This window comes from Pseudomonas sp. R1-43-08 (assembly GCF_003852255.1).
GTDB lineage: Bacteria > Pseudomonadota > Gammaproteobacteria > Pseudomonadales > Pseudomonadaceae > Aquipseudomonas.
Window position 1 is genome coordinate 2445789 of record NZ_CP027734.1, and the last position, 13614, is coordinate 2459402.

General features: G+C 61.7%; 12 protein-coding genes and 1 pseudogene. 4 read left to right on the forward strand and 9 right to left on the reverse strand.

Features of this window, described 5'->3' with window-relative positions:
- Positions 1 to 10 precede the first annotated feature (10 nt).
- Positions 11 to 325 (reverse strand): SCP2 sterol-binding domain-containing protein, encoded by a 315-nt coding sequence (locus C4J87_RS11125; RefSeq protein ID WP_005788868.1) that lies wholly within the window; start codon positions 323 to 325, stop codon positions 11 to 13.
- Between the two features lie 56 nt (positions 326 to 381).
- On the reverse strand, positions 382 to 1092 hold the full coding sequence (locus tag C4J87_RS11130) for a histidine phosphatase family protein (protein ID WP_124366817.1): 711 nt from the start codon (positions 1090 to 1092) through the stop codon (positions 382 to 384).
- A gap of 192 nt (positions 1093 to 1284) precedes the next feature.
- On the opposite strand from C4J87_RS11130, the gene sohB reads away from it, so the two are divergent.
- Positions 1285 to 2310 (forward strand): protease SohB, encoded by a 1026-nt coding sequence (sohB, locus tag C4J87_RS11135; RefSeq protein WP_124366818.1) that lies wholly within the window; start codon positions 1285 to 1287, stop codon positions 2308 to 2310.
- 133 nt (positions 2311 to 2443) lie between these two features.
- Here sohB and dhaL read toward each other — a convergent pair whose 3' ends face one another.
- The 7 genes from dhaL to C4J87_RS11170 form a co-directional block, all read right to left on the reverse strand.
- Positions 2444 to 3088 carry a dihydroxyacetone kinase subunit DhaL gene (gene dhaL, locus C4J87_RS11140; protein ID WP_124366819.1) on the reverse strand — a complete coding sequence of 215 codons (645 nt, stop codon included), beginning with the start codon at positions 3086 to 3088 and terminating at the stop codon, positions 2444 to 2446.
- 3 nt (positions 3089 to 3091) lie between these two features.
- Positions 3092 to 4093, reverse strand: a complete 1002-nt coding sequence (locus tag C4J87_RS11145; RefSeq protein WP_124366820.1) for a dihydroxyacetone kinase subunit DhaK — start codon at positions 4091 to 4093, stop codon at positions 3092 to 3094.
- Positions 4094 to 4236: 143 nt separating this feature from the next.
- Complete coding sequence (locus C4J87_RS11150) at positions 4237 to 5352, reverse strand: zinc-binding dehydrogenase (RefSeq protein WP_124366821.1); 1116 nt, start codon at positions 5350 to 5352, stop codon at positions 4237 to 4239.
- A 27-nt stretch (positions 5353 to 5379) separates the two neighbouring features.
- Positions 5380 to 6135, reverse strand: coding sequence for an SDR family oxidoreductase (locus tag C4J87_RS11155; RefSeq protein WP_124366822.1), 756 nt, complete (start codon positions 6133 to 6135; stop codon positions 5380 to 5382).
- A gap of 138 nt (positions 6136 to 6273) precedes the next feature.
- Positions 6274 to 7281, reverse strand: coding sequence for a substrate-binding domain-containing protein (locus C4J87_RS11160; RefSeq protein WP_124366823.1), 1008 nt, complete (start codon positions 7279 to 7281; stop codon positions 6274 to 6276).
- A gap of 34 nt (positions 7282 to 7315) precedes the next feature.
- On the reverse strand, positions 7316 to 8293 hold the full coding sequence (locus C4J87_RS11165; protein ID WP_124362600.1) for an ABC transporter permease: 978 nt from the start codon (positions 8291 to 8293) through the stop codon (positions 7316 to 7318).
- Positions 8290 to 9777: a sugar ABC transporter ATP-binding protein gene (locus tag C4J87_RS11170; protein WP_124366824.1), complete on the reverse strand. Its 1488-nt coding sequence runs from the start codon at positions 9775 to 9777 to the stop codon at positions 8290 to 8292. The genes C4J87_RS11165 and C4J87_RS11170 overlap by 4 nt, the downstream gene beginning before the upstream one ends.
- 283 nt (positions 9778 to 10060) lie before the next feature.
- Between C4J87_RS11170 and rpiB the strand changes: the two genes are divergently transcribed.
- The 3 genes and pseudogenes from rpiB to C4J87_RS11190 all read left to right on the forward strand — a co-directional run bounded on the left by rpiB (position 10061) and on the right by C4J87_RS11190 (position 13590).
- Entirely contained in the window at positions 10061 to 10522 is a 462-nt protein-coding gene (gene rpiB / locus C4J87_RS11175) for a ribose 5-phosphate isomerase B (protein WP_124366825.1), read from the forward strand.
- Positions 10523 to 10585: 63 nt separating this feature from the next.
- The gene (locus C4J87_RS11180) at positions 10586 to 11566 is read left to right on the forward strand and encodes a sugar-binding transcriptional regulator (RefSeq protein WP_124362603.1); all 981 of its coding nucleotides are present in this window, start codon (positions 10586 to 10588) and stop codon (positions 11564 to 11566) included.
- Positions 11567 to 12022: 456 nt separating this feature from the next.
- Positions 12023 to 13590 (forward strand): annotated as a pseudogene (locus tag C4J87_RS11190) (transporter associated domain-containing protein).
- Positions 13591 to 13614: the final 24 nt, after the last annotated feature.

Here is a 13614-nt window from a genome sequence, read left to right on the forward strand (position 1 = left end):
TGTGCCTGAATCAGGAAGGAAACAGCTCGCTCAGCTTCATGGCCAGCATCATGTCGCCTTCGGTGCGCAGTTTGCCGCCCATGAAGGCCTGCATGCCGTCGGTGGAGCCGTCGACGATGCCTTCCAGGGTTTCGCTGTCCATGACCAGGGTCACTTGGGCGTCCGGGTTTTCACCTTCCTGCAGTTCGCAGGTCTTGTCTTTGACCACCAGCGAAAAGTTCTTGGTGTCGTCGATACGGAAACCGAATACCAGGTCCAGGCCTTCAGCGGCGCTTGGGTTGAATTTGGCTTTCATTGCTTCTACGGCTTTAGCTACGTCAGTCATGGTTTCGATCCTTTAGGGTAGAGTCCAGTGACCTTGGGGTCACGGTTGGCCGCACTTCATCGGAAAGTGATGAACTGCGGCGCCTTCAACAGCTGCAAGTGGGTATGACTGTTGAAGGAAGCCAGTGCCACCTCGCGACCACGGAATTTCAGTTGGTTGAGCGAGGTGTTGACAATTTGCCAGTTCAGTTCGAATGCCTGGGCGGCCGGCATCCGGGTAATCAGGTGGAGCAGGGCGGTGATGGTGCCGCCGGAGGTAAATACCGCGATCTTGTGCGAGTTGTCGGCCGCTTCAAGGATGCGCTGCAAGCCGCCCTGGACACGCTCGACAAACCCCAGCCAGCTTTCCAGCCCCGGCGGGTCGTAGGTGCCGGCCAGCCAGCGCTCGATGATCAGGGCGAAGATGCGCTGGAATTCGCTGCGGTTCTGCGCACCATTGCGCAGGATGTGCACGGCGTCGGGTTCGGCGCCTAGCAGGTCGGGGAGCAGGCCGCGAATAATCGCCTCGCCGTCGAATTCGTTGAACGCGCTGTCGATTTCCAGCGGCGGAACCGGCAGGCCGAGGGCGCTGTATTGATCGAACGTGGCGGTGGCGGTGTGCTGCTGGCGGCGCAGGTCACCCGACAGGCAGCGATCGAACGTCAGCCCCAGGTCGGCCAGGTGGCGACCGAGTACCTGGGCTTGTTCCACGCCGACGGGCGACAGCACGTCATAGTCGTCTGCACCGAAGGAGGCCTGGCCATGTCGAATCAGATAGATGCTGCCCACGTCCGTTTTCCCGGTACGTTGAAAGTCTGGCGAGGTTATGAGGATGCCCGCGAGCTGTCAATGAAAAAACATACGCTTGTTTTAAAAGCCTGTTAGAGGAGCGCTGGTGGCGGTTTGGGCACTGGTCCGCGGGCATTGGCGCCGGTATGCTGGGCCATCCGCGCCTGGCGCAGTGCATTCTTAAGGAGACATATGGATTTTTTGGCCGAATATGCGAGCTTTCTGGCGAAGACCGTCACCCTGGTGGTCGCTATTCTGGTGGTGCTGATCAGCTTCGCGGCGCTGCGCAGCAAAGGGCGTCGCAAATCCGCTGGCCAGTTGCAGGTCAGCAAGCTGAACGATTTCTACAAGGGCTTGCGCGAGCGCCTGGAATCGAGTCTGCTCGACAAGGACCAGCTCAAGGCCCTGCGCAAATCCGAAAGCAAAGCCGAAAAAAAGCAGAGCAAGACGAAGCCCGAGCCTAAGGCGCGGGTATTCGTGCTGGATTTCGACGGTGACATCAAGGCCTCCGCCACCGAAAGCCTGCGCCATGAAATCACCGCACTGCTGAGCCTGGCCACGCCCAAGGACGAAGTGGTGCTGCGCCTGGAAAGCGGCGGCGGCATGGTGCACAGCTACGGCCTGGCCTCTTCCCAACTGGCGCGTATTCGTCAAGCGGGCGTGCCATTGACCGTGTGCATCGACAAGGTCGCGGCCAGCGGCGGCTATATGATGGCGTGCATCGGCGAGAAGATCATCAGCGCCCCGTTCGCGATCCTCGGTTCCATCGGCGTGGTTGCCCAGTTGCCCAACGTCAACCGCCTGCTGAAAAAGCATGATATCGACTTCGAAGTGCTGACCGCCGGCGAATACAAACGCACGCTGACGGTGTTTGGCGAAAACACCGAGAAGGGGCGCGAGAAATTCCAGGAAGACCTGGACATCACGCACCAATTGTTCAAGAACTTCGTCTCGCGTTATCGCCCGCAGTTGGCGATTGACGAGGTAGCCACCGGAGAAGTGTGGCTGGGTGTTGCCGCCCTCGACAAGCAACTGGTCGACGAGCTGCAGACCAGCGACGAATACCTGGCCACCAAGGCCAAGACCGCCGAGGTGTTCCACCTGCATTATGCCGAGCGTAAAAGCCTGCAGGAGCGGGTAGGGCTGGCGGCCAGTGGTTCGGTGGACCGGGTGTTACTGACCTGGTGGAGCCGGCTGACTCAGCAGCGGTTCTGGTAATCCACTACCAACTCGATCGCTCCCACGCTCTGCGTGGGCGCGCATCCCGTGACGCTCTGCGTCACCCTCGCGCAGGCGGGACGCGGAGCGTCCAGGGCTGTATTCCCACGCGGAGCGTGGGAACGATCACCGGTCAGGCCAAGCGGGGCTGGATGGAATCCGCCAGCCGCGTGAGGATCAGGCAGCACGACACCGCCCCAGCATCCAGCGCCCCTAGCGAGCGTTCACCCAGGCGGCTGGCCCTGCCTATCTTCGCCACCAGGTCCCTGGTCGAATCACGCCCTTGGGAAGCAGCGCTTTTCATCGTCTCCAGCGCGGCGTAGAACGAAGCCCCATCGGCGTGCGCTCGCTCAAAGGCTTGCACCGCCGGAATCAGGGTGTCCATCAAACACTTGTCACCCACACCCGCCTCGGTAATGTCCTGCAACGACGTCAGGCCGCCGCGCAGCAAGCGGGCGAAGGTGGCGGCGTCGATGTCTTCACTGCCGCGCACTTCGTCGGCCATGCCGATAAACAGGCTGCCATACAACGGGCCCATCGAGCCGCCGATGCCCTCCATCAGGCTCAGGGTCAGTTCGTCCAGGGCTGCCGCCAGGGTCAGTTGGCGACCCTCAAGCGCGCGCCCACAATGGGCGAAGCCCTTGGCCATGTTGATGCCGTGGTCACCGTCGCCAATCGCACCGTCGATTTCGCTGAGGTAGTCACGGTTGGCCACGATCACGCTGACCAGGTCGGCGACGATGGCGCTGCCGTCGTGGCTGGAAAAATGCTCACTCATGGTTCACTCCGCCTGGGTCATGCCGATGGAACGGCAGGGTTGGTCGATCAGGGTTTTCAGCTCCGCGTCCAGGCCGAGCAGGGTCAGGGTCACGCCCATCATTTCCAGGGAGGTGAAGTAGTTGCCGACATAGCAACGGTGAATCTTCAAACCCTTGGCCGTGAGCTGGCGTTCCACCTCGGCATAGAACACGTACAACTCCATCACCGGCGTGGCGCCGAGACCGGAGACCAGCACCACCACGCTGTCGTCCTGGCTGAAGTCGCGGTCTGCGAGGATGGGGGCGAGCATGCGCTCGGCCATGGCTGCGGCGGATTCGATGGGGATCACTTCGATGCCCGGTTCGCCATGATGGCCGATGCCCAGCTCCATCTGGCCGTCGGGGATCTGGAAGTTCGGCTTGCCCACTGCGGCGATGGTGCAGGGCGTGAGGCCGATGCCAATCGAGCGACAGTGGTCGACGGCTTTTTGCGCGACGCGAATCACGCCGTCCAGGTCGTAATGCTGGGCGGCGGCGGCTCCGCCGATTTTCCACATGAAGATTTCCCCGGCCACGCCGCGCCGCTTGGCGATATCCGCCTGGGGGGCGGAGGCGACGTCGTCGTTGGCGACCACGGTGCGAATACGCATGTCTTTACTGGCGGCCATTTTCATCGCCAGCTTCACGTTCATGTTGTCACCCGCGTAGTTGCCGTACAGGCAGGCCACGCCCGCGCCATGGTCGGCGGCGCGGAAGGCGTCGAAAAAGCTCTTGGCGGTGGGCGAGGAGAAAATCTCACCGACCGCCACCGCGTCCACCAGGCCCGGGCCGACGTAGCCGAGAAAGGCCGGTTCATGCCCGGAACCACCGCCGGTGACGATGCCGACACGGCCCTGGGCCGAGGGTTTGGCCTTGACGATGACCCTTGGGTTGGTTTCGAACTGGCGCAGTTCAGGGTGCGCGACCAGGATGCCGCGCAGCATGTCTTCGACCACTTGGTCCGGATCGTTGATGACTCGATTCATAACGCGGGTTCCTGTTTTTTATTGGTTCACCGCTATCCAGTGTGGGAGGGGGCTTGCTCCCGATAGCGGTGGTTCAGTAATAGATGTGCTGACTGTCACACCGCCATCGGGGGCAAGTCCCCCCACATAGATCTGTGGTGTGCTTAAGGCTCAAGTACCACCTTGAGCGACTTGTCGCCACGCTCCATCACCGCAAACGCTTCCTTGAAATCCGCCAGCGCAAACTTATGGGTTACCACATCGCGCATGTCGATCTTGCGGCTGCCGATAAAGTCGATGGCGCGCGGGTACATATACGGCCCCAGGTGCGAGCCGAGAATATCCAGCTCCTTGCGGTCGCCGATGATCGACCAATCCACCGTGGCTTCATCATTGAACACGCTGAATTCAACGAAACGCCCCAATTTGCGCAGCATCGCCAGGCCCTGGTTCACTGCCTTGTGGTGCCCGGTGGCTTCGATATAGATGTCGCAGCCGTAGCCATCGGTGATCGCGCGGATTTTCGCCAGCACGTCGACCTCGGCCGGGTTCCACACTTCGTCGGCGCCCATGCGCAGGGCCAGGGCGGCGCGTTCGGGTTTCATGTCCAGCACGATGAGTTTTTTCGGGTTGCGCAGACGCACCGCGCCGATGATGCCCAGGCCCAGGGTGCCGGCGCCGGCGACCACTACAATGTCGTCGTGGTCGACATCGGCGCGTTCCGCCGCGTGCAGCGAGCAGGCCAGGGGTTCGATCAGGATCGCTTCATCCGGGGCGATGGATTCCGGCACCTTATGGATGATGCCTTCCTTGGTGAAAATCATGTACTGGGCCATGGCGCCCTGCACATTGTTCTGGAAGCCGTAGAGGTCATGCTTCTGGCACATCCAGTATTGGCCGTGGTTGCAGAACCGGCAGCCCCAGCACGGCACGATCTGCTCGGAAATCACCCGCTCACCGACCGCCACGCCGCGTTTTTCCGCGCCAGGGCCGAGGGCAACCACGCGGCACACGAACTCATGCCCTGGGATCATTGGTGGTTTCACGTAGCGCGGTTGCTCGGCATCGCCCCAGAACGACGGCGCGCCGCGATAGGTCTTGATGTCGCCCATGCAGATGCCGCACAGCTCGACCTTGGTGAGAATTTCATCAGGCCCAGGTGTGGGCACGTCGACGGTTTCCAGGCGATAGTCTTCCGGGCCATGGCACACCACGGCCTGCATGGTTTTCGGGATGACTGGAGCGAGTTGTTCAGCACTGTGTTCGGTAACGGTGGACATGACAAACCCTCACGACATAAAGATGAATTACTGAATGCTGTAGCCGCCGTCGATCAGCATATTGGCGCCGGTGATCATCTGCGCGGCATCGCTGAGCAGGTACAGCGCCAGCGCGGCGATTTCCTCGGGCTGGGCAAACCGTCCCGCCGGGATCTGCGCCTTGGCCCGTTCGCCCACTGCGCCGGCCCAGGCTTGCTTGCCCAGGGCGGTCTCGACGATGGTGGGGGAGATGGCGTTGACGTTGATCTGCGGCGCCCATTCCATGGCCAATACCTTGGTCATGCCGACGATGGCGGCCTTGCTCGCGCAGTAGGCGACGTGGCGGTCCAGGCCGATCACGGCAGCCTGGGAGGCGAGGTTGACGATGCGCCCGCTGCCCTGGGCCAGCATGTGGCGGGCGCAGGCCTGGGCCACGAAAAAGCTGGCCTTGAGGTTGATATCCAGGGTGGTGTCCCAGGCGCTTTCGCTGACCTCGACGGCCTTGTCCAGCAACACCACGCCGGCGCTGTTGACCAGGTAATCCAGGCGTTGGAACTGTTCGAAAACCTGATCAATGGTGGGTTGTATCTGGCCGATCTGGCTGAGGTCGACGGCAATGCCCAAGTGCCCGTCACCGAGGCGGGCGGCCACCTCGACCACTGCCGGGTCGCGGTCCAGCAGGGCCACGCGGGCACCGCGTTCCACCAACAGGGTGGCGCAGGCCAGGCCGATGCCGGCGGCGCCCCCGGTGATCACGGCGCAACGGCCGCTGAGGTCGAAGGCTTGGTTCCAGAAACCTGACATGAATGACTCCATTTTTGGCAATCGATCATTCCCACGGTCTGCGTGGGAATGCCGCCTGGGACGCTCTGCGTCCTGATGATGGATGACGCGGAGCGTCATGGGATGCATTCCCACGCGGAGCGTGGGAACGATCTATAACTACTTACCGCCACTGACCTGCTTGTACAGCGCATCGGCGTTGGCATTCGTCACCGGCACCCATGGCAGGATGTAGTTCTTGGCTGTGCCATCCCCCCATTTCACGTCGTTGCCGTAGCGCGCCCAGATCACCGATTGCGGCTTGTAGTCCTTGCCGGCCAAGGCGCGCAACGCCACGTCCAGCGCGCCTTGGGACTGGGCCTGGGCATCTTGGAGGAAGGTGGTGACTTCATCTTTTTTCGCCGCCTGGATCGCATCCGGCATGCCGTCGATGGAGGTGACGGGCACGTCCTTGGAAGTCAGCCCATGGGACTTCAACGCCTGTACCGCACCGAGGGCCATGTCGTCGTTCTGGGCGATGACGCCATTGATGCCTTTGGGGTGAGCGTTCAGCCAGTCTTCGGTAAGGGTCAGCGCCTGGGCGCGGTCCCAGTTGGCGGTTTTTTTCTCGATGATCTTGATGTCCGGGTGTTTGCCCAGCACTTCCAGTTCGCCCTTTTCCCGGTCGATCTGTGCCGACTGGCCAATCGGGCCCTGGATGATCACCACGTTGCCCTTGCCGTTGAGCTTGTCGACCATGGCCTGGGCCTGCAGGCGGCCGCCTTCGACATCGTCGTTACCCACATACGGCACATTGGCATCGGCTACTTTCGTATTGGAGGCGATGACCACCACGTCGTTGCTCATGGCGGCTTTCACCGTACCGACGCCGGCCTTGGTATCGATGGGCACGAACAGGATCGCGTCGTAGCGCTGGGTCACCATGTTTTCGATCTGGTTGTTCTGCGTCAGCGCGTCGTAGTTGCCGTCGAACACGGTCAATTGCACGGTGCCGTCCTTGACCGCAGGGTGTTCCTTGAGCTCACGGACCCAGTTCTGCATGAACTGGCCCTTGAGGCCGTAGACGGCGGCGCCGATCTTGTAGGTCTTGCCATCGGCGGCCAGGGCGATACTGCTGGCCAGCAGGGTAAAGGTCGCCGCAGCGGCCAAGGTGGTACCCAGTTTCATAAGTAGAACTCCGGTTATTGTTGTGGGTCGTTCTCTAGCGTTTTTTCTTGCGCCACACGTCGATCAGTACTGCAAACACGATGATCAGGCCCTTGGCGACCTGCTGGTAATAGGAGGACACGCCGAGCAGGTTAAGCCCGTTATTGATCACGCCAATCAACAGCGCGCCAAACAATGTGCCGACGATGCTGCCGGTGCCGCCCGACAGGCTGGTACCCCCGATCACCACGGCGGCAATCGCATCCAGCTCATAGGAAACCCCGGCCTGGGGCAGGGCGGAGGTGGTGCGCGCCGACAGCACCACGCCGGCCAGTCCGGCCAGCAGGCCCGACACCACATACACCGAGAACATCACCTTGCGCACACCGATACCGGAGGTGCGCGCGCTTTTTTCATTGCCGCCCACCGCGTACACGTAGCGCCCGTACGTGGTGTAGCGCAGCACCATCCAGAAGATCAGCGCGACCACTGCGAAGATGATGATCGGCACGCCAATCGGGCCGATCTTGCCGATGCCCAGCGCCAGGTAGGCGTCGGGCAGGTCGGTGATCGGGCTGCCGTCGTTGAGGATGAAGGTCATGCCGCGGGCAATGCTGAGCATGCCGAGGGTGGCCACGAACGGCGGGATCGACAGGTTGGCGACCATGAAGCCGTTGACCACGCCGAGCATCGCCCCGGCGAACATCCCCGCGCTGACTGCGGCCAGCAGGCCATAGCCCTGGGTCGCGACCATGGCGCTGCACAGCCCGGCAAACGCCAGGATCGACCCCACCGAGAGGTCGATGCCCTTGGTCAAAATCACATAGGTCATGCCCACGGCAAGGATGCCGTTGATGGAGGTCTGGCGCAGGATGTCCATCCAGTTGCGCCAGGTCATGAAGTATTCGCTGGAAAACGCCATCACCACGCACAGCAGGATAAACACCAGCGGCAGGCCGAAGCGGTCGAGGGACAGGCGCAGGCGGTTGCGCGGTGCGGCGGTAACGGGCGCAACAATCGTTTTGGCATTCATGAGGCAAGACTCAACAAGGCTTCCTGGGAAAGGGCGGTGTCGCTGCTGATGGTTACCAGCCGGCCGCCCTTGAATACAGCGATGCGATCGCTCAGGTGCAGCAGCTCCGGGGCTTCCGACGACACCACGATGGCCGCGCCCCCGGCGCGCACGAACTGGTCGAGCAAGTGGTAGATCTCTTGCTTGGCGCCTTCATCGATGCCCCGGGTCGGTTCATCGCAGAGCAGGCAGATCGGTTCGGTGGACAAGCATTTGGCAAGCACCACTTTCTGCTGGTTGCCGCCGCTCATGGAGGCCACCGGCAGGTCCAGGGAGCTGGTCTTGATCTGCAGGCGCTTGACCATGTTTTCAGCCAATTGGGTTTCCTTGCGTGCGTTGATCAGCGACCAGCTCGACAAACGCTTGTAGGCCGACAGCGCAATATTGGAAAGAATGCTGCCGGTCAGTACCAGGCCGCTATCCTTGCGATCTTCGGTGACCAGCGACATGCCGGCGTTGATGGTCGCTTTGGGCAGCCCGACGGGCATGGGCTTGCCTTGCAGGGTGACGCTGCCGGAGTCCGGCGTGGTCAGGCCGTAGATGCAATGGAGGAATTCGCTGCGCCCCGACCCCATCAGGCCGTAGATGCCGAGGATTTCGCCCTGGCGCAGTTGCAGGCTGATGTCGTGAAATTCGCCGTTGCGGCTCAGGTTGTCGACTTGCAGGCAGGTGGCGGCGGCGCACTCACGGCCGACTTTGTGATCGATCCGCGTCAGCTCCTGGCCGACGATGCCGCGCACCAGGTGGTTGCGGTCGATATCGGCCATGCGCCCGCTTTCCACAAAGGCGCCGTCGCGAAAGATGCTGTAGTCGTCGGCGATCTGCGCCAACTCGCTCAGGCGATGCGACACGTACACAATGCCGGCGCCGCGTGCAGTGAGGCGGCGAATCGCCTTGAACAGGGTTTCTGCCTCGCGCTCGCCGATGGCCGAGGTGGGTTCGTCCATGATCATCACTTGGCAGTCATGGCTGAACGCCTTGGCGATTTCCACCAGTTGGATCTGCGCCACGCTCAAGCGGTGCATGGGGCTGGTGGGGTCGACGTCGAACTCCAGGCCTTCGAGCAGCTCGCGGGTGCGGCGGTTGAGGGCCTTGCTGTCGACAATGCAGCCGGCGCGGCGCGGTTCGCGGCCCAGCCAGATGTTTTCGGCGACGCTCATGTAGGGAATGGGTTCCAGCTCCTGGGTGATCATCGCGATCCCCGCCGCCAAGGCTTCGCTCGGGCGGTTGAACTGCACCGCAACACCATTGAGCAGGATGCTGCCGGCGTCGCGCGGGGTGATGCCCATCAGGATGCTCAAGAAGGTCGACTTGCCGGCGCCATTGCCGCCACACAGGGCGTGCACGCTGCCGGCCCGCAGAGAGAGGCGCCCGTCACGCAGGGCAGGGACCCCGGCGTAAGCCTTGGCGACGTGTTCAGCCTGGAGCAGTAATGGCGTGGCCATCGGCGTGTCCTCGTGCTGTGAATTCTTATTAGGTCGCACAGTCATGTTTCGCTGTGAGCATATGTGTACCAAATGAAATTCTGATCAGTCAATCTCTTTCACTTGAAAGCGATGATTCTTATCTTGCGTGGCGCTATTGGCTTTTAATGCCGCATTAGCGGGAGTTCCGATAAAAACGAGCTTGACAGATCAGCTCATATGCCCGAGAAATGCCTGAGCGAAATTTCATTGAATGATCATATGATCAGTCGTAAGTACGATGACGGCAGCGGAGCCAGACGCCATGAACACACCTTTCCCGGTGGCTATCGGATGCGATGAAGCGGGCTTTGAGCTCAAGGAATTGTTGAAGCGGCATATCGAAGCGCTGGGTTACCCGGTGACCGATTTCGGCACGCATTCCACCGCGCCGGTGCTGTACCCGGACATTGCCCTGGCCGTAGCCAATGCCATCACCGCCGGGCAGCAGCGTCTCGGCGTGCTGGTTTGCGGCACCGGGATCGGCATGGCCATTTCCGCCAACAAAGTGCTCGGTATTCGTGCGGCCCAGGCCCACGACACCTACTCGGCCGAGCGTGCGCGCAAGAGCAACGATGCGCAGATCCTGTCCATCGGCGCGCGGGTCATCGGCGTTGAACTGGCCAAGAGCGTCGTCACCGCGTTCCTGGCCTCGGAGTTCGAGGCTGCGCGCTCGGGGGCCAAGGTCGAGCGCATCAATGCGATCGAGCGCGATGGGCATCAATAGTGGACGGCGCGGGGCAAGAGTCGGGAGAATGCGCCTTTGACGCCGAAACGGAAGCCCGTCCCCATGAGTGACAGTAGCCAGCGCATGGCCAGCGATATCGATCAGATGACCGAAGTGGCGATGCTCTATTACCTCGAGAACGTCACTCAGGAGGCCATCGCCAAGCGCTTCGACCTGTCGCGGGCCAAGGTCAGCCGCTTGCTCAAGCGGGCACGCGATGAAGGCATTGTCGAGGTGCGGGTGTTGCAGCACCCGGCGATGAACAACGAGCTGGAGCGGGCGCTGGTCGAGCGCTTCAAGCTGGATCGCGCGTTGATCGCGGTCGATCACAGCGACCCGGACACCCAGCGCTCGGCCGTCGCCAGCCTGGTGGCCAATTACCTGAATAAAACCCTGGGCGACGGCATGATCGTCGCGGTGGGCATGGGACGTAACGTCGGCGCGGTGGCTGACAACGTCTTTCTGCCGGTGACGCGCAACTGCACGTTTGTCTGCGCCATCGGCGGTTCGCTCAAGGCCGGCGAGTACATGAACCCCGACCATATCTGCCGGCGCCTGGCCCTGCGCTTTGGCGGTGAAAGTGAAAGCCTGTACGCCCCGGCGCTGGTGGCCAACCCGGAACTGCGCGGTGTGTTGATCAATAACGACACGGTGCGCTCGACCCTGGACCGCGCGCGCCGCGCCGATATTGCCTTGATCGGCATCGGCGACATGAGCGAAAACAGCAACATGGTGCGCATGGGCTGGTTCTCGCCCCAGGAAATCGCCCAGGCACGCTTGTCCGGCACGGTGGGCGACATGATGGGCTATGACTTTATCGATATCCACGGCCAGCCGGCGGTCAACGCCATCCAGGGACGGGTCATCGGCCTGACGGTGCAGGAACTGTTCCGCATCCCGGACGTGGTGGCAATTGCCAGTGAGAATACGAAGGCGGCGGCGACCCTGGGGGCGTTGCGGTCGGGGGTGATCAATACCCTGGCAACGACCGTCACCAATGCCCACACCATCCTCGCGCTGGACGACGCCACCCGAAAATCCTGACACGCCGCAGGTCAAAATGTGGGAGGGGGCTTGCTCCCGATTGATCGTTCCCATGCTCCGCGTGGTAACGCCGCTCGGGACGCTCCGCGTCCCGCCAACGTCCGGTGACGCAGAGCGTCACGGGCTGCATTCCCACGCGGGAGCGTGGGCACGATCTTGACAGATGCGCTCACTGGCACACCGCCATCGGGAGCAAGCCCCCTCCCACATGGGTTTTGTGTGAGTTTTTAGGACAGGTTTTGTAATAGTTTTGCGTTGTAGGCAAATCGTATTTGGGCTGTAGGATTCAAGTCCTTTCGTTACCTCAGGACTTGCATGAACACCCTCTCGGAGCCTCCCAGTCGTCTTTCCCCAAGACTCCCGCTCAAGCACCCCATATTGCATCGACTAACCTTGTCCCGGTCCCATGACCGCGCTTCGCCGTGCCCGGCGTTCTTGAATACAGAGACTTTTTAAATGGAATGGTTAGCGGATCCAACGGCCTGGCTCGGCCTGGCGACCTTGATTGTGCTGGAACTGGTGCTGGGTATCGACAACCTGGTGTTTATCGCGATCCTGGCGGACAAGCTGCCGCCGGAGCAGCGCGACCGTGCGCGGTTGATCGGTTTGTCCCTGGCCTTGCTGATGCGCCTGGGCCTGCTGGCAAGTATTTCCTGGTTGGTGACGCTGACCCAGCCGCTGTTCGAGGTGTTCGACAAGAGCTTCTCCGGCCGTGACCTGATCATGCTGTTCGCGGTGTGTTCCTGTTGTTCAAGGCCACCATGGAATTGCATGAGCGCCTGGAAGGGCATGTGGCCCAGCATAAGGGCAATGTGGCTTACGCGATGTTCTGGCCGATCGTGGCGCAGATCGTGGTGCTCGACGCGGTTTTCTCCCTCGATGCGGTGATTACCGCCGTGGGCATGGTCGATGAGCTGGCGGTGATGATGATCGCGGTGATCGTGTCCATCGGCCTGATGATCGTGGCGAGCAAGCCGTTGACCCGCTTCGTCAACGCGCACCCGACCGTGATCATGCTGTGCCTGGGCTTCCTGATGATGATCGGCTTCGCGCTGACCGCCGAAGGCCTGGGCTTCCATATTCCGAAAGGCTACCTGTACGCGGCGATCGGCTTCTCGATCCTGATTGAAGTGTTCAACCAGATCGCCCGTTCGCGGCGCAAGAAATCGGCGCAGGGTGTGTTGCCGGTGCGCGAACGTACGGCCCACGCAGTGATGCGCTTGCTCGGCGGTCGCAGCCTGGCGGTGGAAGAGGTGGGTGAAGAGGTCGCCGACCTGCTGGGCGAGGTGGATACTGCGCAAGGTCCGCTGTTCGATCGACGCGAACGGGTGATGATCAGCGGTGTGCTGCAACTGGCCGAACGGCCGATCCGCACGTTGATGACGCCACGGGCCAAGGTCGACTGCATCGACCTGGCGGACGATCCCGAGAGTATTCGCCTGAAACTGATGCATTCGTCCTACTCGCGCCTGCCGTTGATCCGCAACGGCGCGGTCGATGAGCCCCTGGGCTTTGTGCACAAAAAGGAGTTGCTCAAGGAGTACCTGGCCGGCAACGAGCCGAACCTTGAGCATCTGGCGCGCCGTGCGATCAACCTGCTGGAGAGCTTTTCGATCCTCAATGCCTTGGAGCAGATGCGTCAGGAATCCACGCACATCGCCTTTGTGATCAACGAATTCGGCGACTTCATGGGGGTGTTGAGCATGACCGACATCCTCGAGTCCATCGCCGGTGAATTGCCGGACGCCAGCGAAATCGAGGGGCCGGATATCGTCGAGGAGGGTGACGGATTTCGCGCCAGTGGCGCCCTGAACCTGAGCCAGGTCGGTCAGCGCACCGGCTTCAAGGCGGCGGCTACCGAGGATTATCAAACGCTGGCTGGCCTGCTGATGAGCCTGCTCGATCGTCTGCCTGTGGTGGGCGATAGCCTGGAATATGAGGGCTGGCGATTAACGGTGGCTGCGGTTGAAGAGCGGCGGGTGACCCAGGTGGTTTTGCGGCCTTGCTCCGGTCAAAGCGCATGAATAGCGCGTGCACGAACTGCTGTT

Excerpts from the sequence above, each read along its gene's own strand:
- rpiB (WP_124366825.1), top strand. The coding sequence starts at position 10,061 with ATGAACACACCTTTCCCGGTGGCTATCGGATGCGATGAAGCGGGCTTT.
- C4J87_RS11145 (WP_124366820.1), bottom strand. The coding sequence starts at position 4,093 with ATGAATCGAGTCATCAACGATCCGGACCAAGTGGTCGAAGACATGCTG.
- C4J87_RS11180 (WP_124362603.1), top strand. The coding sequence starts at position 10,586 with ATGAGTGACAGTAGCCAGCGCATGGCCAGCGATATCGATCAGATGACC.
- C4J87_RS11170 (WP_124366824.1), bottom strand. The coding sequence starts at position 9,777 with ATGGCCACGCCATTACTGCTCCAGGCTGAACACGTCGCCAAGGCTTAC.
- C4J87_RS11155 (WP_124366822.1), bottom strand. The coding sequence starts at position 6,135 with ATGTCAGGTTTCTGGAACCAAGCCTTCGACCTCAGCGGCCGTTGCGCC.
- dhaL (WP_124366819.1), bottom strand. The coding sequence starts at position 3,088 with ATGAGTGAGCATTTTTCCAGCCACGACGGCAGCGCCATCGTCGCCGAC.
- C4J87_RS11150 (WP_124366821.1), bottom strand. The coding sequence starts at position 5,352 with ATGTCCACCGTTACCGAACACAGTGCTGAACAACTCGCTCCAGTCATC.
- sohB (WP_124366818.1), top strand. The coding sequence starts at position 1,285 with ATGGATTTTTTGGCCGAATATGCGAGCTTTCTGGCGAAGACCGTCACC.
- C4J87_RS11160 (WP_124366823.1), bottom strand. The coding sequence starts at position 7,281 with ATGAAACTGGGTACCACCTTGGCCGCTGCGGCGACCTTTACCCTGCTG.
- C4J87_RS11165 (WP_124362600.1), bottom strand. The coding sequence starts at position 8,293 with ATGAATGCCAAAACGATTGTTGCGCCCGTTACCGCCGCACCGCGCAAC.
- C4J87_RS11125 (WP_005788868.1), bottom strand. The coding sequence starts at position 325 with ATGACTGACGTAGCTAAAGCCGTAGAAGCAATGAAAGCCAAATTCAAC.